This is a genomic window from Kiloniella sp., from assembly GCF_048270245.1.
In the GTDB taxonomy this organism is placed as follows: Bacteria; Pseudomonadota; Alphaproteobacteria; order Kiloniellales; family Kiloniellaceae; genus Kiloniella.
In genome coordinates this window covers 653244-674242 of the sequence record NZ_JBLWTH010000001.1, presented here as the reverse complement: position 1 = coordinate 674242, position 20999 = coordinate 653244, and the positions used below count along the sequence as shown (strand labels likewise).

The window sequence follows — 20999 nt, the reverse complement described above, 5'->3', positions numbered from 1 at the left end:
ATGGTCGATCTATCTGGCGTAGAATTCTGGTACTGGTGGATTTTTGCTCTTTTCCTTTTGGCCGTTGAAGTTTTTGCCCCCGGGGCTATTGCGCTGTGGATGGGAATCTCGGCGGGGATTGTCGGCGGATTACTCTACATTTTCCCCGATTTACTTTGGGAAAAGCAGATTATTATCTTCGCGGTTCTTTCCGTTGTTTCCGTTGCCGTTTGGCGTATCTATGCACGCAAAAATCCGCCTGCGTCAGATAATCCAAACCTTAACAAACGCGGTTCAGACCTTATTGGATACAGTTTCACCCTTACTACCAGCTTGAAAAACGGCATGGGTCGGGAAACAGTCAATGGTGTCCTTTGGAAAATCAAAGGTAGGGATTTACCTGAGGGTACGAAGGTGAGTATAACCAGCGTTGAAGGCACAGCCTTGATCGTTGAACCAGAAGAAGCATGATTTCATATAATGCCATACGCCTCGTTACGGGATTTTATTTCTCACCTTGAAAATCAAGGTCGCTTAGTCAGAGTCTCACATCCGGTATCTCCAGAACTGGAAATGACCGAAATACAAACAAGGTTATTGGCAGAAGAAGGACCCGCAGTCCTTTTTGAAAACGTCGTGCACCAGGACGGAACACCTTATGGTATGCCCGTCCTGGTCAATCTTTTTGGAACAGTCGAACGTGTCGCCCTTGGCATGGAACGAACCCCCGAACAATTAAGAGAAGTCGGTGAAACCCTTGCTTTTCTCCGTCAGCCAGAACCGCCCGCAAGCTTGAAAGAAGCGTGGAGCAATTTGCCTCTGCTCAAAACAGTGATGGCAATGAAGCCGAAAAGCGTTTCATCCGCACCATGTCAGGAAGTTGTTTTGACTGGCGATGACATTGATCTAGCAAAGCTGCCAATTCAAACCTGTTGGCCCGGAGAACCCGCTCCGCTTATTACCTGGCCACTTGTCGTTACCAAAGGCCCCGGCGACGAAAAAACGGACGTCTATAATCTGGGCATCTATAGAATGCAGGTTCTGGGCAAAGACAAAACACTTATGCGCTGGCTCAAACATCGGGGCGGCGCACAACACTATGCTCGTTGGAAAAACCAGAAGCCCGATCCCTTGCCAGCCGCAGTTGTTCTTGGTTCAGATCCCGGTACAATCATTGCGGCTGTAACGCCTGTTCCAGATACGCTCTCGGAATATCAATTCGCGGGTCTGTTGCGCGGGAAAAAAGTTGAGCTGGTTGATTGCAAAACAGTTCCTCTTAAGGTTCCTGCGAATGCAGAAATCATTCTGGAAGGCTTTGTCAGCCTAGATGAATATGGTGACGAAGGCCCTTACGGTGATCACACCGGGTACTACAATTCTGTAGAACCCTTTCCAGTATTCACCGTAACCGCCATAACCATGCGGAAAAACCCAATTTATCTCTCGACCTTTACAGGACGCCCACCTGATGAGCCATCCGTTTTAGGTGAAGCCCTGAACGAGGTGTTCATCCCTCTCATTCAACAGCAGTTTCCAGAGATTAGTGATTTCTGGCTCCCGCCCGAAGGATGTAGCTATCGGATTGCTGTCGTTTCCATGAAGAAGGCATACCCCGGGCATGCCAAACGCGTCATGCTTGGTGTTTGGTCGTATCTACGCCAATTCATGTATACAAAGTGGGTTATTGTTGTTGATGACGACATTAATGCCCGCGATTGGAAAGATGTAATGTGGGCGGTATCAACCAAAATGGACCCCGCGCGGGACATCACGGTTATCGAAGGAACTCCAATCGATTATCTCGACTTTGCCTCACCTGAAAGCGGTTTGGGATCCAAGATTGGTCTGGATGCAACAGACAAATGGGAGCCTGAAACAAAACGCGAATGGGGCGAAGAAATCAGAATGGATCAAGATGTTATCGATAAGGTCGATGATATGTGGGCCGATCTAGGCCTTCCCGGTTCTGGCAAAGCCATCTGGAAAAAATAACGTACTGAAAGAAAATTAAGTGTTTGATCCACAGAAATTAAAATCTGTTAAAAATTTTGAAATCTATCAGTACTGGAACCAACAAAAAGGCGACAAGTTAATGCCTGCGCGGGTTGATCTGGACCCCGCAGATCTGGGCCATCTGTTACCCAACATCTTAATTCATGAAGTCCAGGCCGAACCTCTGGATTTCAGATACAGATTAGTTGGATCAGAAATTGTGAGCCATATAAACCAAAATCCTGCAGGTACATGGATGTCGCAAATACCACACCAGAAAAAGCCCAGCAAACTCTGGAGCTTTCTTGAAGATGCTGTCGCCAACAAACGCCCTGTAATCGCTAACCCACCTTACCTTGGGAAGTATAAAGAGTTTAAATTTATCGAAGATATTATTCTGCCGCTGTCTGCTGATGGTAAAAACGTAAATATGCTTTTCATTGGCGTTGATTTTCTGAAAGACCACAGCAGGTTACATTGACAAATTGATTTCCAATTCTTCACTTGACCCCGGATAAAATGCAACGCATCTTATTAGCCATGACAAAAAGCGGAAAAATTCTGAGCCTACTAGAGCGACTTATTAACCCGGCCTCCTGAATGAGAGTGCCGGGGTTTATGCTATTCGCAGCTCGGAATTAACTGGAACCGCAATATGTTTACTTCATCAAACAATAAAACAAGCTGCCCAACCATGGGCCAAGTGAATTTTGCAACACAACAGTCTCGACTAAAGCAGTTAGAGCGCAACTTCTGCAGCTCACTCCTCGGCAACCTACGACTTATTGACGATCATCGCGGCCATTAAGCGGCCCTCGGTGATCGTACTTATTGCCGCTAAAAACATAACGATATTATCATAGAGCTTAATTACTCGGATGCTGCGCCCAAAATTGAGAGCGCCCCGAAAAAAAGAAAGAATAAAACAATGAACAAGATGCCATTTGAACGTTATCAACCCTTTGAAACTGTCAAGTTGGACAATCGTACTTGGCCCGGAAAGACAATTGAAAAAGCACCAATATGGTGCTCTGTCGATTTACGTGACGGTAACCAGGCTCTTATCGAGCCAATGGATACCACGCGCAAATTGAAGATGTACAAGCTGCTTTTGGATATGGGGTTCAAGGAAATAGAAGTTGGTTTTCCCTCTGCATCCCAGACCGATTATGATTTTTTAAGAACCCTTATCGAAGAAGACATGATCCCCGATGATGTCAGCATTCAAGTTTTGACCCAATCAAGAGAACATCTGATTCGCAGAACCTTTGAAAGCATTCGCGGTGCCAAAAATGTCATTGTACATTTATATAACTCCACATCAGAACTACAGCGCCGCGTTGTCTTCAGGCAAGACAAACAGGGAATTATCGATATCGCGGTAGCTGGTGCCAAGTTGATAAAAGAGCTTATCCCAACAGTTCCCGAAACAAAAATTACGCACCAATACTCCCCCGAAAGCTTTACCGGCACAGAAATGCCTTTCGCACGGGATATTTGCGAAGCAGTAATGGACGTATGGGAAGCCAGCCCAGAAAATAAAGTTATCCTGAACCTGCCAGCAACCGTGGAAATGTCCACGCCAAACGTCCATGCAGATCAGATTGAATGGTTCTGCAACAACGTCAAAAAACGTGATTCAGTCATTATTTCCCTTCACCCTCACAATGATAGAGGAACGGGTATTGCGGCTACTGAATTAGGCTTGTTGGCTGGCGCAGATCGCGTAGAAGGTACCCTTTTTGGTAATGGAGAACGTACGGGTAACGTCGATCTGGTCACGCTTGCCGTTAATATGATGACCCAGGGCGTTGATCCAAATCTGGATATTTCTGATATCAACAACATCAAAGAAACCGCAGAATACTGTAATCAACTTCCCGTTCACCAGCGACATCCTTGGGTTGGTGAGTTGGTATACACAGCTTTCTCAGGGTCTCATCAGGACGCAATCAAAAAAGGGATGGTGGCTCTAAAAGCAAATAACTCGGATCAATGGGAAGTTCCTTACTTGCCAATTGATCCTCAGGATATTGGTCGGAGTTACGAAGCTATTATCCGAATTAACAGCCAATCGGGTAAAGGCGGTGTCGCCTATATCATGCAGAATGATTACCACATGGATCTTCCACGTGATCTGCAAGTGAATTTCTCGAAAAAAATCCAAAATATTGCAGAAACAACAGGCAAAGAAATCACACCTCAAATTATCTGGGACAGCTTCGAAAAGTCATATTTGTGCTCGACATCTCCTGTCGAATTTATTTCCCACACAACAGTACCTGATACTCATGCCGCCGAGATCCGCCATCTAACGGCAAAGATTAATCATTTTGGTGAAGCCAAAGAAATTTCAGGAAAAGGAAACGGTCCTATTGCAGGCTTCACAGATGCCATCGCAGAAAACTTGGGCGTACGCCTAAGCGTCGAAGATTACCACCAGCATTCTCTGACCCATGGATCAGATGCCAAGGCTGTCGCTTATCTGGAACTAAAAACTTCCGAAGATGAAACGGTATGGGGCGTTGGAATTGATTCCAATACAACAGTCGCGTCAATCAAGGCCATTGTTTCTGCAACTAATCAAATATTGGAAAATTAAGTTCTTTGGTAGAGTTTGTTTCCCCATCAAACAGCGTCAGATTTTCTGGCGCTGTTTTTATTTTTACACCATTATTTGTTGATGAATGGAGTTTCTTCTATTGCGCACGAAGCATACGACAACATTTTTATGGCATTAAAACGAAATAATCCAAGCTCTGCGGCTTTATCACTGCTTGTTCGTAGCCTATATATGTAGCGTAACTTTTTCAAAGCTAGGAATATTTATGCCTTCGTCCAGTGACTCACAGAACCTGTTGGAAGATCTGATCAAAAAAGCAAAAGCGGCCGGAGCAGACTCCGCTGATGCGCTGATGTTCAGGTCAGTATCTGTTTCCCATGCTCAACGACTTGGGAAGATGGAGAAACTGGAGCGTGAAGAAAGCAATGATCTCGGCTTGCGGGTTTTTATTGGGAAAAGAAATGCTGTCGTTTCGTCCAGTGATTCGTCACCATCTGCTATTGATGAGTTGGTAGAGCGCGTTATTTCTATGGCACGCGTTGTCCCCGAAGATCCCTATGCCGGAATTGCAGATGCAGAACAAATTACCAAGTCTTTTCCTGAACTTGATATTTATGATTCAGTAGAACCCTCTGCGGATGAACTCATCAACCGCGCCAAAGAATGCGAAGAAGCCGCTCTTAGTGTTGAAGGCATTACAAATTCCGGTGGTGCAGAAGCTTCATGGGGAGAAGCCTCAATCGCTCTTGCCGCGTCCAATGGATTTTCCGGGTCCTATAATTCATCAGGACATTCTATTTCGGTCTCTGTTCTCGCAGGTGAGAAAGAGACCATGGAAAGAGACTATGATTTTTCTAGCGCTGTGTATGGTAGCGATCTGACTAACTCCACAGAGATCGGTAAAAATGCAGCAGACAAAGCAATTAAACGCCTAAACCCTCGCAAGCCAGACACACTAAATGATATCAGTGTTGTCTATGATCCGCGTGTTTCATCCAGCATCATGGGGCATATGATGGGGGCAATCACAGGCCCAGCAATCGCACGCGGTACCAGTTTTCTCAAAGAATCTCTAAACAAGAAGATCTTTGCCGATGGCATTAACATTGTTGACGATCCTCACCTTCACCGTGGCCTAAGGTCCAAACCTTTTGATGGCGAAGGCCTTGGAAATAGAAAACAAAATATCATTGAAGATGGCGTTCTGCTCACATGGCTCCTCAGCCTTTCTTCAGCTAGGCAGCTTGGATTACAAAGCACCGGACATGCATCCAGAGGTACATCCGGAAACCCGTCTCCTTCTCCAACCAATCTCTATATGGAAGCAGGCAAACTGTCCCCAGTAGAGTTAATCAAAGATATTAAACAAGGTTTCTTCGTCACCGAGATGATGGGATCAAGCGTAAATGGTCTCACAGGCGATTATAGCCGTGGCGCAGGCGGTTACTGGATTGAGAATGGTGAAATTGCCTATCCCGTATCGGAAGCAACAATTGCAGGTAATCTCAAAGACATGTTCTTGAACCTTACCCCTGCAAGCGATCTTGTTTTCCGCTACGGTAGTAATGCCCCGACAATCCGTATTGATGGCATGACCGTCGCAGGCAACTAACAAATCCCCCCCCATAAGAATATTCTTCTCAGATTGATACAGGCGAAAATGTCGAGCACAAAATCGAACAAAATGAAATTAGGTGATGCCTCCACACAATTTCTAATTAAACGCCTTTTTAAAGACTATGTCTCAGGACAGCTCGTCAAGATAGCCTTCTCTTTAATTGCGATGGCATTTGTTGCCGGCTCAACAGTGATGCTTGCCAAACAGATGGAACCCATCATCAATGATATCTTTCTGAAGCGCCAGGAAGATTTATTACTACCAATCGCGCTGGGTGTTATAGGTATTTTCTTTGTAAAAGGCGCTGCGACTTACGCCCAATCCATGCTGATGCAACACGTCGGCTTGGAAATCATTGCAACTATTCAAGAACAGCTTTTCAAAAAGCTGATGCGTGCTGACCTCGCCTATTTTCACGAGGAATCCCCAGGTAATCTGGTTTCCAGATTTATGAACGATGCCAACATGCTTAAAGGCGTTGTGTCGAATACCCTGACATCCATCGGTAAAGATACCTTAACTGCTGTCGGGCTCATCGGCATGATGTTCTATCAGGACTGGTTTTTAGCAACCATTGCCTTTGCAGCCTTTCCAACCGCAATTCTGCCGATAGCAAAAACAGGTAAAAGAATACGCAAGGTTTCGACAAACACTCAGGAATCAATGGGACTTTTAACGACACGACTGGACGAAGCCTTCCAAGGTATTCGTCACGTCAAAGCCTATAATATGGAAGATCACGAAACCAAGCGCGTTTCCGAAACAATCTTGACCGTATTACGCCTGAACCTCAAAGCAGCAAGAACCAGTTCTATCCTGTCCCCCATCATGGAGACACTCGGCGGCATTGCCATTGCAATTGTTATTCTTTACGGCGGTAACGAAGTCATCCAAGGCACCAAAGATCCGGGCTCCTTCTTTGCTTTTATCACAGCGCTTTTACTCGCTTATGAACCAATTAAGAAGCTGTCCAAACTCAATGCAAACATGCAAACTGGCTTGGCAGCCGCCCATCGGGTCTATTCTATCCTTGATAGCGAGCCAAACATCAAAGATCCCTCTGACGCCAAAGAGCTTGAAATCACAAAAGGCGATGTGATCTTTGAAGATGTTTATTTCAATTACGACGATAATACATCAGCGCTCGAAGCCATAAACCTGACAGCAAAAGCCAATAAGACCATTGCCCTTGTTGGGGCTTCAGGTGCGGGGAAAACATCCATTCTCAACCTCATCCCTAGATTTTATGATGTTACCAAAGGTAAAATTACCTTTGATGGTCAAGATATCCGCGATGTAAGCTTGAGCAGCCTCAGGCAGGCAACAGCGTTGGTCAGTCAGGAAATCCAGTTATTTGATGATACTGTCCGAGCCAACATCGCTTATGGGAAAACAGATGCCAGCGAGGAAGAAATAATCGAAGCAGCCAAAAATGCGCATGCACATGATTTTATTCTTTCCCTGCCGGAAGGTTATGACACCCAAGTTGGTCCTCGGGGATCAAGACTATCCGGCGGGCAACGACAACGTGTTGCTATTGCCCGCGCAATGGTGAAAGACGCACCTGTGCTACTATTGGACGAAGCAACTTCCGCTTTGGATACGGAATCAGAACGGCATGTTCAAACCGCACTCAATACCTTGATGAAAGGTCGGACCACCTTTGTCATTGCCCACCGCCTTTCAACCGTGATTGACGCAGACATGATCTATGTAATGGATAAAGGGAAAATTATCGAAGAAGGTACGCACACTCAGCTACTGAAAAAATCTGGAACCTATGCAAAGCTGTACGCGTTACAATTTGCCGAAGAAGCCGGAAAAATTAATGAAGCTTCACAGCCAGTTTAAAGGCGACTAAAGGAACCTGTCCGAAGAAGATTATGAAGCTATCAAAACGGATACTCCGTTCAACCTTTTTCCAAAACCTTATCGCCAGATTGATTTCTAGCTACATATCCCTTGTACGCAATACGGTTCGTTGGCAGGAAATCATTCCTGACGAAACCCGAAAATATCTGGATGGCGATTCAAACATAATCGGCTGCTTCTGGCATGCACGTATGATCATGATGTTCAATGCTTGGAAAGACAGTGACCGTAGCAAGTTCCATATGCTTATCTCGGCTCATAGAGATGGCCGTGTTATCGCAAAATCCATTGAAAACCTCGGTTTTAATACAGTTGAAGGCTCCAGCCGAAGAGGTGGCGCAACTGCATTGGTTAACCTTAAGCGTACCCTAGAAAAAGGCTGTGCAATAGGCATAACCCCAGACGGCCCCAAAGGCCCCAGGATGCGTGCAAAAATCGGGGCCATCAAGGCTGCGCAGATGACCGGAAGACCGATACTTCCTGTCACAGGAACCGTCGCAAATCGTAAAGTCTTTAATTCTTGGGATCGTTTTGTTTTACCCGCCCCCTTTACAAAGGGTATTATTATTTGGGGCACACCAATTTATGTTGAAAGAAATGCTTCTAAAGAACAACAGGAAGCATTGCGCTTGGAACTAGAAAATCAGCTAAACGAACTAACGCACATGGCTGACCAGTCATTTAGTCAAGATCTAATCCAACCAGATCCGCTACCTGCATCAGAGACTTCAGATGCGAACACCTGAGTTCTGGAACCATCGTGGCCTTATCAGTACTTTGCTGCTGCCCTTGTCCGGCTTTTATTATTTGGGCAGTATCCTACGCCAAAAACTTGCCTCTCCGACGAAGGTCGATGTTCCGGTCATTTGCATTGGTAATCTAACAGCAGGTGGTAGCGGGAAAACCCCCATTACTCTTTCATTAGCAAATACACTTCAACAGATGGGGAAAAACCCACACATCGTTTCAAGTGGCTATGGCGGCTCACAAGAAGGTCCGCTGCGCGTATTACCATCACAGCACTCTGCACGTGAAGTGGGCGATGAACCCTTGATGATGGCCCTTGCGAATTCACAAACAACACCGGTTTGGGTCAGTAAAAAAAGGATCGATGGCGCAAGAGCAGCGATAAAAGAGGGCGCAAACGTCATTCTTCTCGATGACGGCTTTCAGAACCCTGCCCTTCAAAAAGATTTATCGATTATCGTCGTAGATAACAAAATTGGTTTTTCTAACAACCGTCTGATCCCTTCTGGCCCTCTGCGAGAAAACATAACCGATGGCCTAAAGCGTGCCGACGCTATTTTTATTATCAAGCAGCCTAATGAGACTATCAATCCAGAATTAGCTGACATTTTCGACGGGAAAGACGTTTCAAATATAACAATAACACCTGCTGATAAAGCCATACAAGCAGCACTGAAACAGAAGAATATTTTTGCTTTTGCCGGGATTGGGTATCCGCAAAAATTTTACAACACACTGAAAGATTATTCTGCACAAATCTGCGGAACCAAGGATTTTCCAGACCACCATCAATATACCGAATCTGATCTAAAACAGATTATGTCTCTTGCTCGTAGATTTGACGCGGATGCTATTTTTACGACAGAAAAAGACTTCGTAAAAATTCCTGAAACATATAAAGACAAAATCTCTTGCTTGCCCATTCACGCCGTTTGGGATAATCCACAATTTATAAATTCTATTTTGCACAAATTAATAGGAAACACATGACAAGCGATGTCTCTTTTCGACATAAAGTTGAGGCCATCGGCTTTCGATTTTTGCTATGTCTGGTTGGCCTATTTCCTGTAAAAGCCTGCTCTAACTTTGGTGGCTTCTTAGGGCGAACAATTGGCCCCCGACTTGGTATATCACGTAAAGCAGATCTCAACCTGCGCCTTGCAATGCCCGAGCTATCAGAAAAAGGCCGCAAACAGATTATTCATGATATGTGGGATAACTTGGGTCGTGTTATTTTTGAATACCCTCACCTACAAGAAATCGTACGAACAGACCGTGGTTATATTACCGTCGAAGGTATTGAAAGGTTCGAAGCGCCAGAAGTAAAAGACAAGGCGTTAATTTTTGTTGGTGCCCATATCGGTAACTGGGAAGTTCTTCCGATGACTGCCGCACTGCGTGGTTATCCGCAAACAATTATTGTGCGCCAACCCAATAACCCGCTTGTTGCCAATGCCATTGATAATATCCGCACCTCTACCGGAAATATTTCCGCAGCCAAAGGCGTCGAAGGTGCCAGAGCTTCTCTGAAAGCAATCAAAAACAAGTCTGCTGTCGGAATTCTTGCCGATCAAAAAATGAACGACGGCATTGAAGCACCCTTTTTCGGCATTCCTTCTATGACACCAGCGGCCCCTGCATTACTTGGGAGTAAGCCAAACGCTGTTGTCTTCCCTATCCAATGTATAAGAACAGGCCCAGCAAGCTTTCATCTCGTTTGTCATTCTGCAATTGACTTCCCAAATAATGTTCCCCGAGACCAAGCGGGATTAGAGGGTATGACAGAGCTTAACAGCATCATAGAGGGCTGGATCAGGGAAAAGCCAGGAGATTGGCTCTGGCTACATCGTCGTTGGCCCAAAGAAGCTTATAGGAACCTCAAAGAAAACTCCTGAACACCTTATTTAGGCATTGGACCAACAAGGGTTACCGGATCGACCCGTTCTTTAAACCAATTCATGCGCCAATCCAAATGCGGACCGGTCACACGCCCGGTTGCGCCAAGTGTTCCCAGGTGATCCCCTTGAGTGAGAAAATCACCAACTTTAGCTGTCACGCTATCCATATGCAGGAATGTCGATGACAAGCCGTGCCCATGATCAAGAATCACAGTCCCACCGGAATAATAAAGGCCTGGCTCGGCTAAGGTCACGATGCCCGGTGCCGGAGCAAGAATAGGTGTTCCCACAGGTGCCGCTACATCCACACCGTAGTGTGGTCGTTTAGGAACCCCATTAAAGACCCGCTGACTACCATATACGCCAGAGATACGGCCCTGAGCTGGCCAGATAAAACCAGACGCATACATGGGTTCATCAAAATTTGATGTTCTTGCTTTGGCAACTACCGCTGCATCACGACTGATACGATCCGAGACTTCTTTGGGGGGAGATACATATTTTTTCGCAACCCCCTCTATACGCTGAATTGCATAATCCCGTTTCTTAATTTCATAATTCTGGGTTTGAATTTCTCCGTTCGGCTTTTGAATACTAAGCTCGATAACACCTTCGGCATCACGTCCAAACCCAAAAACAAAATCGCCTTGCTCGGAAAGTTTGATAACCTCTTGATTAAGAAAAACTTTTGTTCCGCTTGGCGCTTTACCGATGATGATCCCGCCCTGAATAAATTCTCCCCGCACAGAAATATTATCATCTGCCAATGCTGAAGAAACCAATGCCGAAAGCGCGATAAAACACACTAATAAAGGCTTCATCATAATAAACTTCCCTGAGCAGTATCTGTCGTATCAGATTTTTTCTTTTGCGTTTTTTTCTGTATTTTTTTGGGAGCTGACAGTGGAGTGGCCCCTGACGTTCCACCCTCCTTATTCTCATTCGCAATAGCTTGAATAAAAGCATTATCCGCAAATTCGATATCTAGCTTCGTACCATCACCTATATCCGCAGCCGTAAGAACATTGCCATCAGCCCCTCGGACAACAGAGAAACCACGTTTCAACACGTTTTTATAAGAAACCCCCTCAAGAACACGGTCCAAAGAAGTAATCTCATTTTTTGCACGTTCCAATCGCAACGCTGTCGCTGATGCCATACGACGCCCAGAATCAAGTTTATCCATCTCGAATTGACGCACTGGGACAATCTGCTCCCCCACTGCCTCAAACCGATCACTTAGTGACGACAGGTGATGTGAAGCAAGCAAAATTTGTTGCTTAGGATGCGGTAGCCGAGCTGAAAGTTCAGATAATTCCGATGTTTGATGGCGCAAATACCCCTTCATCGCATTACGCATGCGTTCTACACGATCATCAAGTCGTTGGGCTTTTTCTTCGATCAAACGTCTAGGATCTGGAAGGCCTCTTGCAAGAGCCTCTATCTGCATCCGACGCTCCCCCATTAAACGGTTTGCACCGGCATAAATCCGTCGGCCTATATTCTGAACTTCACCAATCAGCTCTGCCCGCACAGGCACCGCCATCTCAGCTGCCGCCGTTGGTGTTGGCGCGCGTCTGTCAGAGGCAAAGTCAATCAACGTTGTATCCGTTTCATGACCAACCGCAGAAATCAATGGAATTTTAGAATTAGCCGCAGCGCGAACCACAACTTCTTCGTTAAAAGCCCATAGATCTTCAAGGCTACCACCCCCACGCGCAACGATCAGCGTATCAGGGCGAGGAATATCCCCATTCGGATCAAGCCCATTAAAGCCATCAATAGCTCTTGCAATTTGACCTGCTGCACCTTCACCTTGGACCAGTACAGGCCAAACAAGAACGTGACGCGGAAATCGATCAGATAATCGATGCATGATATCACGAATCACCGCCCCGGTAGGCGACGTTACAACGCCAATAACCTCTGGCAGGAAGGGAATAGCCCGTTTGCGTTCGTCAGAGAACAATCCTTCTAAAGCAAGCTTCTTTTTACGCTCTTCCAAAAGCTTGAGCAAAGCGCCTTCGCCGGCAATTTCCATACTATCGATAACAATTTGATAGTTGGATCGCCCCGGATAGCTTGTAATACGGCCCGTCACAATGACTTCAAGGCCATCTTGAGGATCAACAGAGAGTTTACTTGCCTGCCCCCGCCAACAGATCACACTCAAAACTGCATTTTCATCTTTCAGTGACATATAAATATGCCCTGATGCAGCACGTTTAAGGCCAGAAATTTCGCCACGCACACGAACGCGGTCAAACCGAGTTTCAAGTTCCCGCTTGATAGAGTTGGAAATCTCGCTAACGCTCAGTGCTGGCGCGTTATTTCCACGTGCTTCTGCCGGATTACCGCGCGTATCAGCAGATTTAGACGGTGCTGATTTGGGCGCTGTTTTTTTGGGTCGGGGTGTAGAAAACAAATCATTCATGCGGTCATCCTAAACATCCATCCCAGCAAAGTCGACAGACCAATCGCTGTTTACGCGCTATTTTCTTACTTCTATTCAAAAAACAAATCTTCTCCATAAAACCAATGACACATACGAGATTTTTGACAAAACTTTTCTGCACTAGTTCTGGTATTCTGAGAGTGGATAGGGCATAAGCTTGCCAGATTAATTGACCCTAATATTCGGGAGCACAAAATGAAAATTCTCGTCGTTGGATCTGGTGGCCGTGAACACGCCCTGTGTTGGTCTATTGCCAAATCTCCCTTGTGCGAAAAACTTTATTGTGCCCCTGGGAACGCCGGAATTTCCGATGTTGCAGAGTGCCTGCCCCTTAAAGCAGAAGATCTTGATGGCTTGGTTTCCTTTGTACAGGAGAATGACATCGGGTTTGTTGTTGTCGGCCCAGAAGCTCAGCTGGTTGACGGTCTCGTCGATCGTATGAACGCCATTAACGTCCCCGCCTTTGGCCCTTCAGCAGCCGCAGCCGAATTGGAAGGCTCAAAAGGCTTCATGAAAGATATCTGTGCAAAGTATAATGTACCAACAGCCAGCTATCAGCGCTTCACGGACCTTAACGCTGCAAAAAAATACCTCGACGAACAAGGGGCACCAATTGTTATCAAGACCGATGGTCTAGCTGCAGGTAAAGGCGTTACCGTCGCCATGACATTAGCAGAAGCCCACACCGCCGTTGAAGAAGCGCTTTCTGGTCGTGCATTTGGGGCAGCAGGCGCAGAAGTCGTCATCGAAGAATTCATGCAAGGTGAAGAGGTCAGCTATTTTGTTTTAACCGACGGCGAAAATTACCTCCCGCTAGCCTCAGCACAGGATCATAAGTGTGTCGGTGAAGGAGATACTGGCCCGAACACTGGTGGCATGGGTGTTTACTCGCCGGCAACGATCCTGACGCCAGAGTTAGAGCAACAGGTTCTTGAGCAATGTATCAAACCAACAATCGAAGGCATGAAATCTGAGGGCCATATTTATAAAGGTGTTCTGTTTGCCGGACTTATGCTGACCGAAACTGGCCCAAGATTGATCGAATACAATGTCCGTTTTGGCGACCCGGAATGTCAGGCGCTTTGCTTGCGCTTAAAGTCTGATATCCTTCCTGCACTTTTGGCTTCTGCACAGGGCGGCATAGAGGATATCAAGCTCGAATGGCATGATGAAACCGCATTACTGGTTGTCATGGCTGCAAAAGGTTATCCCGCAGCTTATGAAAAGAATACTGTCATAGAAGGTGTTGATAACGCAGGCGCCGACCCAGCGGTCACAATTTTTCATGCTGGCACAGTCAGAGGTAAAGACGACAGTTTACAAGCTGTCGGGGGACGGGTTCTAGGTGTAACCGCTTTGGGATCTGATATCAAAGAAGCACAGAACAAAGCCTATCAGGCCGTGGATAAAATTACATGGGACCGAGGCTTTTGCCGTCGTGATATCGGTTGGCGTGAATTGGCGCGTAACGCCTAATTAATGCCTCAAGGGAATATTAAGGTCGTACCAGTAAAGTCCTTGGACTAGACAGTTTATCGACGCTCCTGAAAGAAGGTTTTAAGAATTTCGGCACACTCCGCTTCCCGAATACCACCATATACCTCGGGCGCATGATGACAGGTTGGCTGCTCGTAAACTCTGGGGCCATGATCCACACCGCCACCCTTGGGATCATATGCACCGTAATAAACCCGTTGGATACGTGCGAAAGAGATTGCCGTCGCACACATAGGGCATGGCTCTAGCGTAACGTAGAGGTCGCAGCTTTCCAGACGAGCACTGTTCTGGAGTTTTCCAACAGCTCTTATTGCGAGTACTTCGGCATGTGCCGTCGGGTCACGATCCCGTTCAACGCGATTATGCGCCTGTGCCAATACTCGCCCGCTGTCCCGATCCACAATCACAGCCCCAACGGGTACTTCGCCTGCTTCAGCCGCTTGTTTTGCTTCCTTCAAAGCAAGCGCCATAGCTTCGCCCGGTTTTTTGCAAACCTGTGATTTCTGTTTTTTTTCCATAGCTAGGGACTCTCATTGGAAAACATGAATTGGTCAAGTAGAAGAGCAAAAGACCATCTAAAGATTGCCACTGCATAGGACGTTTGTTTTATTCACAGTAGACAGAAGCCAAAGTCGAGCATACATTCCGGCCATGACAAACTCAAAATCGACACGACCAAATCGCCAAAAACCCAGTTCGAACACCAAAGGTTCGAGTGCCAAAGGCCCAAGCACAAAAGGCAACGCCTTTAAGGCTAAGGGGGTCAATCGCCCCTACAAAGGGAAGCCTTCTGGGAAAAACACTCAGCAAGATACAAAACCTGCTGTTGAAACAATCGAACTTTCCGACAAGAAAGAGCGCATTGCAAAGGTGATCGCACGTGCAGGGCTGTGCTCCAGACGTGATGCAGAACGCTGGATTGCAGAAGGTCGTGTTAAACTTGATGGCAAAGTGCTGGAGACACCAGCAATTGTTGTTGGGCCAGACAATGCTATAGAGGTAAACGGCGAACCACTTCCCTTACCGGAACGTCCACGCCTGTGGAAATATCACAAGCCAAAGGGACAAATAACAGCAGCACGCGACCCAGAGGGGCGTGCAACTGTTTTTGATCACCTTCCCAAAGATCTACCACGTCTACAGCCTGTTGGACGGCTGGATTATAATTCGGAAGGTCTGCTGCTTTTTACCAACGATGGTGGCCTGAAGCGTAAAATGGAATTGCCAGCCACAGGCTGGACCCGACGCTATCGTGTCAGGGTTCATGGTCAGGTTGATGAAAGACACATCAAAACCCTTGCCGAAGGTATTACCATTGATGGCGTTCACTACGCCCCTATCGAAGCCAGTATTTCCCATCAAGCCAAGACAAACGCATGGATGTTGATGTCTTTGAAAGAGGGAAAGAACCGTGAGATCCGTCGTGTTTGTGAACACTTGGGACTGATCGTTAACCGGCTCATCAGAGTTTCCTATGGCCCCTTCCAACTTGGCGAAATTGAACCCGGTGATATTGTCGAACTACCTGCAAAGCTTATCCAGGATCAATTCGGTCTTGAAGGCAGAACAGGCCGAAAACCTACGGATAAGCCATCGACGAAGTCAACTGGCAAAAAGACAGTTCCTTCTCGTGGAAAATCAACATCAGGTCCTCGTGGAAAACGCTCCTAAAATGATCTCTAGGTAATGGTGTTCGTATGAGGATTGTCGGCGGTAAACACAGAGGGCGACCTTTAACCTGTCCAACGGGGAAAACCGCGCGCCCAACGCTTGATAGAACACGCGAATCGCTCTTCAACATTCTTTTGCAAGGCGATGTCAGCAAAGGCCTGCTGCCAACAGGGACGAAATCCTTGCTCATCGGCCGACATGTTCTGGATGTTTTTGCCGGAACGGGTGCCTTGGGTCTTGAAGCCCTTTCACGAGGCGCGCAAAAAGTAACCTTTATAGAAAAAGCTCCGGACAGCCTCGCTGCGCTCCGGGACAATATCAAAAGCTTGAAAGAGCAACAGACCACCCAAGTTATTCAAGGCGACGCTTTAATTCCACCGAAAGCTCGGGAAGCCTGTTCTCTTGTTCTTATGGATGCACCCTATAATCAGAACCTGACCGACCCGACTATAAAAGCCCTGGACAACGCAGGTTGGATTGCAGAAACGGCGCTTATTGTCGCCGAATGCGATGCCAAAGAAACCATCATATCACCATCCGGTTTCGAAGAAGTCGATAACCGGAAATACGGCAAAGCCAGAATTTTCTTTTTCTTGAGAGTAGAAAAGACATAACTGAGTTGGTATATCTGATTATTGGAATGATGATTGCTTTAAGATTCGAGCCTCTTCATCACCAAAACTCAGCGACGGCCTCCTGTTTAACTCTTCAAAAAGACGCTCATTTGCTTTATTTTCTCTATTCAAATTAACAACAGCCATTTTCTCGGCTATTTCTTTACCAACCCCATATATACTCTTAGATTTAAGTGCTCTAGGCTTACTTCCTTTGGATTTAGATTTCTTTGGTTTAAATTCCAATAAATCCATGAGCTGTTTTGTTTGATCTATCCGATCATAATTATTTTTTATTTCGTCCAGAAGTTCTGTGTCCGTCATGGTTCGTGGAAATTTAATAGCTTCGTCACCCTTGCGCTCAATTCTTTGGCTTTTCAGCCGAATTGTTTGAGCAATTGTCCCTTGGCCAGGTAGCTTTTCAAACTTATCTAAGTTATCAAAAAACTCGTCTCTCTCCGTATCAGCCATGTGAGGAAACTTTTCCATTTCCTTTAGGAACATAAGAACCAAAGGGCCTGTACCCGTATCTTTTATTCCCGGGATATTTGGATTAATTCCCCAGTGACCCAAAGATGCATCCAGTTCAGTCTCAAACTCTTGCTGTTCACCATCTGTCGGGTCTTCACTAAAAATAGGAAAAAGAATTTTCAAATGTGTTTTCAGGCCACGGCCGATTTGATCAAACATCCCTTCCTGTTCATTTTTTTGCGGATAGAGAATTCTCTCATGTCTTTCTCGATCACTTTCTTTTACTTGTACCAAGCAACTCATCCTTTCATAAAAAATTACCGCTCATCAATTAGACGGCGGCACATAAAAGGATATTTAAAAAAGGGCTTTAGCTACAATTCATCACGAAAGTTTCTAGAGAATTTATAATTATTGCGCCATCTGAGCTTTTAGGCTTTTTGCTGCCATTGCGTAGCCACCATCAGCACCATCGATAAAGTGAATATGTTGTGCACAGTGTAAATCGAGCAACAGGCAAGTCATCAATGCTTCGTTAGAAACATGCGTGCCATAAGTTATTTTACCTGCGGCTTGCTCTCTTTCCAAATACATATGGAGTTCCTGGATAACTTCCAAATCACAATCCAAAACCATCCGAACCATGTCATCAAATTTTCTGAAATCAGAGTTATTGCGTAACTCTGTCAGATAGGTTTCTGGTTGATAAGGACCTGATTTTAAATTTACAAAATTAGCAAACCGCAAATAGATTTTTTCAAAGAGTGTTTTCAAGGTAGGCCAGATGTTGGTTCCTCTTCCTTTACTTGCAGCAAATTTTTCCAAAAAAAAGTTCTCAAAAAGTCCTCTAAGTTTCATATGCTGAATTTTCACAGGATTTGGATCTGAATTTTCCCTGTTCAGAATTTGTTCTATATTATCAACAATACGCGGATATTCATGATCATTAACCGCGTGCACTAACAATGTAATAATCTGCCCATTAACAGACTTTAAAGGTTGCCAGTGACAGGAAAGTCCTTCCAGATTAGGTAAGCGTGTTACAGCATGCAGCTTACAAAACTCTCCGGTTTCATCTGCCTTTATAATAGAATCGGCCAAGGCCAATCCGCCACCATTGAATAATGCGAGACTATTGCCGGGTGATAACTCTAATCGAGCAACTTGGATGTTTTTACCACACTCTTTGATGTGTGAAACGGGCACACACCCAACTCTTAATTCAAGATCATAAAAGTCCTGACCAAAGATTTTGACCGCAAGTAATTCATCAATCAACGCTTCACGATCATTAGACGAGCACAGGAAGGATGCACCATCGCCCCCAAAAACAAAGGGGATTTTTGCGCCACCAACCGTATTAAAAACCGCAGTAATACACGCTGCCCCCAACATGTTAATATCTTTATAGCGCCCGGCTTCTATAGCTTTGGTAGAGCTGACAACATCCGTGACGATTACCCACCAGTCATCGGGAGCTTCATGATAGTACTCATCACTAAAGGCGTGGAAGAATCGTGTCGCAGGCTTCAGGCTCAAAAAGTCAAAACTCAAGAAGTTCTCCCCGTGTGATGCGTTCCAGAAAAGCCTTTGAATACTTCTCAGTAATTAACACTCGAACGATTAAGTCTTAAAATAGCACAACTTATAGATAGGAACGATTACCTTCTGGAAAAGAGCTTTTCTATATCTGCTAGCTTCAATTCAATATAGGTCGGGCGTCCATGGTTACATTGCCCAGAATGCGGGGTCACTTCCATCTGACGTAAAAGGGCGTTCATTTCCTCCCCATTGAGGCGGCGTCCAGACCGGACCGATCCATGACAGGCCATCGTCCCCAGAACGCGTTCGATTTGCTCTTTCAGGGCAAGAGTTTCACCCAACTCAGCAAGTTCATCCGCAAGATCCGTTACCAACGCGGCTGCATTTGCACGTTCACCCAAGATTGCGGGAACCTCGCGCACAACAACGGCCCCGGCACCAAAACCTTCAAGAACCAGTCCCAGCTCTGATAACTCATCCGCCCGTTTCACCAATCGGTGTGCCGCATCTTCGTCAAGTTCAACAACCTCAGGTAAAAGCAGCATCTGGGTTTTCACCCCCTGTTCAGCCATCTGCGCTTTCATCTTCTCAAGAACCAGCCTTTCATGGGCAGCATGTTGATCAACGACAACAATGCCGTCAGCGGTCTGTGTAATAATATAGTTCTCATGGAACTGTGCCCGTGCAGCCCCCAAGGGATGAGATGCGTGGTCAAAATTATCAGCATCAGCGAGGTGATTATGAGAAACAGCAGACTCCCCGCCCCATTCCACCGCGCCTTCCGAAAGTCCAGACGAGAAATGTTCTTGCCGTGCATGTGGAATGAAGTTTTCTGCTCCGGGTAAACCAGATTGAGCAGATCCCATTTGCTCATCGGATAAGGGGGCATGATAATCCATCACTGCGTCAGACAAACGCCCGGAAGGATAATTAACCGAGGACTTTGATTGCCACGTATAATCGGTGCTTGGACGTGGCGTCGTATACCCACCGTTTTGCTCACCTCTTGCTCGCGCGGCCTCCAGCATGCCCAAGGCTGCATTCCCTACAGATGTCGAGGCCCGATGCCCTGCCTCTGCCAATGCATGCTTACAAGCACCAACAATTAGGCCGCGTACCAAGGCGGCATCCCGAAACCGAACTTCGGTCTTTGCCGGATGCACATTCACATCAACCATTTCGGGTGGGAGGTCCAAAAACAACGCAAGAAGAGGATGTCGATCACGTGCAAGAAAATCCTGATACGCGCCCCTAACAGCACCTTGCAACAACCGATCCTTAACTGGACGCCCGTTTACAAAAAGATATTGATGCTGCGCATTCCCACGATTGAGAGTTGGCAATCCAATATAGCCTGAAAGTTTCAAATATTCACGCTCGGCCTCAATAGGCAGCGCATTTTCTTCAAATTCTCGGGCCATAACAGATGAAAGACGTTTCAAGCGCACTTCAAATAAGTCACCACTACTCGCTGGCAACCGAAGGATAGTCCTTTTCTCGTCTGAAAGTGAAAAACCTACTTCCGGATTTGCCATAGCAAGACGTTTTAAAACATCTTCTGCATGACTGACTTCAGTTCGGGCTGCTTTCAAAAATTTTAATCGGGCTGGTGTCGCAAAAAACAAGTCCCTGATTTCAACCCGCGTCCCGGCGTTACATGCTGCAGGCTGTGGATCAGTTACAACACCGCCTTCTACCTTAATTGTCCAAGCATCTTCAGCCCCTGCTTCACGGCTTGTAATCTGCAAACGAGCCACCGCCCCGATAGACGGAAGCGCCTCGCCCCTGAACCCGAGGGTTTTAATATGAACAAGATCATCACTGGGGAGCTTTGAAGTTGCATGGCGCTCGATACAAATGCCAAGTCCTTCACGGCTCATCCCACAGCCATCATCGGTAACAGAGATATAGCTGCGTCCACCATCACGCATGACAACGTCAATGTTGCGCGATCCTGCGTCCAGTGCGTTCTCCACCAACTCTTTAATTGCCGCAGCGGGGCGTTCGATAACTTCGCCAGCAGCGATTTGATTAACAAGGGTGTTGGGTAGACGGCGAATTAGCACTTAAAAGGCTCCTG

At 46.2% G+C, this 20999-nt stretch carries 18 protein-coding genes; 12 read left to right on the top strand and 6 right to left on the bottom strand.

All coding sequences use genetic code 11. From position 1 onward, the window contains the following. The 9 genes from ACN0W5_RS03175 (at window position 1) to ACN0W5_RS03135 (ending at window position 10666) form a co-directional block, all read left to right on the top strand. The gene (locus tag ACN0W5_RS03175; protein WP_417452794.1) at window positions 1–450 is read left to right on the top strand and encodes an NfeD family protein; all 450 of its coding nucleotides are present in this window, start codon (window positions 1–3) and stop codon (window positions 448–450) included. A gap of 9 nt (window positions 451–459) precedes the next feature. Further along, entirely contained in the window at window positions 460–1971 is a 1512-nt protein-coding gene (locus tag ACN0W5_RS03170; protein ID WP_417452793.1) for a UbiD family decarboxylase, read from the top strand. A 19-nt stretch (window positions 1972–1990) separates the two neighbouring features. After that, window positions 1991–2452 carry a PAS domain-containing protein gene (locus tag ACN0W5_RS03165; RefSeq protein WP_417452792.1) on the top strand — a complete coding sequence of 154 codons (462 nt, stop codon included), beginning with the start codon at window positions 1991–1993 and terminating at the stop codon, window positions 2450–2452. Between the two features lie 447 nt (window positions 2453–2899). Continuing rightward, window positions 2900–4573 carry a 2-isopropylmalate synthase gene (gene leuA, locus ACN0W5_RS03160; RefSeq protein ID WP_417452791.1) on the top strand — a complete coding sequence of 558 codons (1674 nt, stop codon included), beginning with the start codon at window positions 2900–2902 and terminating at the stop codon, window positions 4571–4573. 226 nt (window positions 4574–4799) lie between these two features. Beyond that, on the top strand, window positions 4800–6146 hold the full coding sequence (locus ACN0W5_RS03155; RefSeq protein ID WP_417452790.1) for a TldD/PmbA family protein: 1347 nt from the start codon (window positions 4800–4802) through the stop codon (window positions 6144–6146). A 48-nt stretch (window positions 6147–6194) separates the two neighbouring features. After that, complete coding sequence (locus ACN0W5_RS03150; RefSeq protein ID WP_417452789.1) at window positions 6195–8003, top strand: ABC transporter ATP-binding protein; 1809 nt, start codon at window positions 6195–6197, stop codon at window positions 8001–8003. Window positions 8004–8035: 32 nt separating this feature from the next. Then, on the top strand, window positions 8036–8770 hold the full coding sequence (locus tag ACN0W5_RS03145) for a lysophospholipid acyltransferase family protein (protein WP_417452788.1): 735 nt from the start codon (window positions 8036–8038) through the stop codon (window positions 8768–8770). Beyond that, window positions 8757–9761, top strand: a complete 1005-nt coding sequence (gene lpxK, locus ACN0W5_RS03140) for a tetraacyldisaccharide 4'-kinase (RefSeq protein WP_417452787.1) — start codon at window positions 8757–8759, stop codon at window positions 9759–9761. The genes ACN0W5_RS03145 and lpxK overlap by 14 nt, the downstream gene beginning before the upstream one ends. Then, entirely contained in the window at window positions 9758–10666 is a 909-nt protein-coding gene (locus ACN0W5_RS03135; RefSeq protein ID WP_417452786.1) for a lysophospholipid acyltransferase family protein, read from the top strand. The genes lpxK and ACN0W5_RS03135 overlap by 4 nt, the downstream gene beginning before the upstream one ends. A 5-nt stretch (window positions 10667–10671) precedes the next feature. Here the strand turns inward: ACN0W5_RS03135 and ACN0W5_RS03130 are convergent, their stop codons facing one another. Continuing rightward, complete coding sequence (locus ACN0W5_RS03130) at window positions 10672–11493, bottom strand: M23 family metallopeptidase (protein ID WP_417452785.1); 822 nt, start codon at window positions 11491–11493, stop codon at window positions 10672–10674. Then, window positions 11490–13103, bottom strand: coding sequence for an exodeoxyribonuclease VII large subunit (xseA, locus tag ACN0W5_RS03125; RefSeq protein ID WP_417452784.1), 1614 nt, complete (start codon window positions 13101–13103; stop codon window positions 11490–11492). The genes ACN0W5_RS03130 and xseA overlap by 4 nt, the downstream gene beginning before the upstream one ends. A gap of 216 nt (window positions 13104–13319) precedes the next feature. On the opposite strand from xseA, the gene purD reads away from it, so the two are divergent. Beyond that, window positions 13320–14600, top strand: a complete 1281-nt coding sequence (purD, locus tag ACN0W5_RS03120; RefSeq protein ID WP_417452783.1) for a phosphoribosylamine--glycine ligase — start codon at window positions 13320–13322, stop codon at window positions 14598–14600. Between the two features lie 56 nt (window positions 14601–14656). On the opposite strand, the gene ACN0W5_RS03115 is transcribed toward purD, so the two are convergent. Further along, window positions 14657–15139: a nucleoside deaminase gene (locus ACN0W5_RS03115; protein WP_417452782.1), complete on the bottom strand. Its 483-nt coding sequence runs from the start codon at window positions 15137–15139 to the stop codon at window positions 14657–14659. A gap of 133 nt (window positions 15140–15272) precedes the next feature. Between ACN0W5_RS03115 and ACN0W5_RS03110 the strand changes: the two genes are divergently transcribed. Both ACN0W5_RS03110 and rsmD read left to right on the top strand, forming a co-directional pair. Next, window positions 15273–16292, top strand: a complete 1020-nt coding sequence (locus ACN0W5_RS03110; protein ID WP_417452781.1) for a pseudouridine synthase — start codon at window positions 15273–15275, stop codon at window positions 16290–16292. Between the two features lie 26 nt (window positions 16293–16318). Then, window positions 16319–16906, top strand: a complete 588-nt coding sequence (gene rsmD, locus ACN0W5_RS03105) for a 16S rRNA (guanine(966)-N(2))-methyltransferase RsmD (RefSeq protein ID WP_417452780.1) — start codon at window positions 16319–16321, stop codon at window positions 16904–16906. Window positions 16907–16924: 18 nt separating this feature from the next. On the opposite strand, the gene ACN0W5_RS03100 is transcribed toward rsmD, so the two are convergent. The 3 genes from ACN0W5_RS03100 to mutL all read right to left on the bottom strand — a co-directional run bounded on the left by ACN0W5_RS03100 (window position 16925) and on the right by mutL (window position 20985). Next, window positions 16925–17671, bottom strand: a complete 747-nt coding sequence (locus ACN0W5_RS03100) for a hypothetical protein (RefSeq protein WP_417452779.1) — start codon at window positions 17669–17671, stop codon at window positions 16925–16927. Between the two features lie 117 nt (window positions 17672–17788). Continuing rightward, on the bottom strand, window positions 17789–18931 hold the full coding sequence (locus tag ACN0W5_RS03095) for a DUF3095 domain-containing protein (RefSeq protein WP_417452778.1): 1143 nt from the start codon (window positions 18929–18931) through the stop codon (window positions 17789–17791). 107 nt (window positions 18932–19038) lie between these two features. Next, the gene (mutL, locus tag ACN0W5_RS03090; protein ID WP_417452777.1) at window positions 19039–20985 is read right to left on the bottom strand and encodes a DNA mismatch repair endonuclease MutL; all 1947 of its coding nucleotides are present in this window, start codon (window positions 20983–20985) and stop codon (window positions 19039–19041) included. Window positions 20986–20999: the final 14 nt, after the last annotated feature.